The following is a 1,614-nucleotide window of genomic DNA, read 5'->3' as shown; positions in this document are numbered from 1 at the left end:
GCCAGATCGAACAATACAGCCGCCTTAGTCGGGGCGGCCGGGATGAAGGCGAGATTGCGGGGATGATCCGTCGAGATGCAGGCGCGGGACAGCTCCTCGTCGAACACCTCGAGGGCGCGACGGCCACCGATGCCCTCGGCGGTGATCGTGGATCCCACCGCCGCCGCCAACTCGTCCCATGACAATGGCGCGTCCAGCGGTACCGGATCGAATCCGAGCCGGACGCGGGCAAAGTCACATATCGCGCGGACGAGATCGGCAGTCTGCGCGTCAAACCGATGCACAGGCGGAGTCTAGGTTCGGCCATGCCCGGACATCGGGCAGCTCGCCCCGCCGCAACACCGGCGTTTCCGGGTCAGCCCCGAGTTCACACCGGCTCGTCGCGGACCGTCACAAGCCGCCCGGGTCGGATGATCTCCCGCGACCCGAGGGACGACGCGAGGCTACGCGTCCTGCTTGCCGCGCTGACGACGGAAGAGGAACCCGCCACCAACCAGGGCAACCAACAGAACAATCGCTCCGACACGCTTCACAACAAACCTCCACGATGAGGACCCGGCCTACGGGACGACATGCCCGGGCGTCCATCCATATACCCCATGGACGCCGCGGAAGGTGCCCAGACCCGCCGTCCCGGGGGACGAACGGCTGACACATCCTCATGCCATCGAAACCGAGCATGCCATGAAGTGGTCCCAGGCGTGCGACCGGACCACCGGACAAGCCGACGCGTCCTACGACAGCACGATGGACACGTGTCGTATCGCGGGGCAATCTTCACGCGGCCCGGCGTTTGGACGGTGCTTTCACAGTCGCCCTCATCGCACCCGTTCGGCGACAAGGGCGGCGAGGACGTCGGCATGGCAGGGCTCGCCCGGCGGGCACCAGCAGGCCGACCGCTTACCAGCCAGGTCGGGCAACTCGGCGAGCCGCTCCGACCGCGAGTAGCGGCGACCGGACCGGTCGTACCGGACATCCGGCCCATTGCCAGTCATCCACGCCGCGTACAGCTCTACCGCCGCGGACCGCCCCCACTCGCGCTGGTCGAAGGGATTGCCCCATCGGGTCGGCCGGGCGACCACGACCACGTCGTCGGGCTTGCGCCACCCGGCGGCGCGGGAGAGCCGGACATGGGACTGTGCGACGGTCATCATCGGAGGCCTCCCAGCTCGACGACATCCCTGGCGCCGCCCAACTCGCCCGGATCGTCGGTAAGATCCGGATCGTCGTTGAGAATGGCGTGCATGGACGGTACGGACACCACCATCCCCCCGCACGGGGTTCGCAACCGATCGGCGCGGACCGGGCCGGCTGTCCGTGCCGATCGGGCCACCTCACCGCCGATCCACGTACCAGAGGAGCCACATCGGGCCCGGGAACCAGTGGACGGTCCACGTTCGGCGGACCCGATTCAACATCACCACAATAAACAAGCAATCCCTGTGCAATAACCACGCAATAACCGTACGATCGTTAATCGTGTGATCGTTGCAGTAAGAAACGTGCCGGAGGCACGGGAACAGCACAGAAGGGGGCAGCCACAACCATCCAGCCATTCCCCCTTTACTTTCCGTACACCGGAAATTTGATAACGGGTAAAGTCAGGGCCGCGCA

The 1,614-nt window shown here is 66.0% G+C and carries 1 protein-coding gene and 1 pseudogene; both read right to left on the bottom strand.

Annotated features, from left to right (window positions below):
- A pseudogene (locus tag AC08ON_RS18100) lies at window positions 1-185 on the bottom strand (aspartate aminotransferase family protein); the annotation flags it as partial.
- A 633-nt stretch (window positions 186-818) separates the two neighbouring features.
- The gene (locus AC08ON_RS18095) at window positions 819-1,154 is read right to left on the bottom strand and encodes a DUF4326 domain-containing protein (protein ID WP_476608634.1); all 336 of its coding nucleotides are present in this window, start codon (window positions 1,152-1,154) and stop codon (window positions 819-821) included.
- Window positions 1,155-1,614 lie beyond the last annotated feature (460 nt).

The organism is Frankia sp. CoWAU3, assembly GCF_977971855.1.
The sequence above is the reverse complement of the archived record's forward strand: the minus strand, read 5'-3'. Positions and strand labels throughout refer to the sequence as shown.

Bases quoted from the DNA above. Each gene is read 5' to 3' on its own strand.
- AC08ON_RS18095 (WP_476608634.1), bottom strand. From the start codon at position 1,154: ATGATGACCGTCGCACAGTCCCATGTCCGGCTCTCCCGCGCCGCCGGG.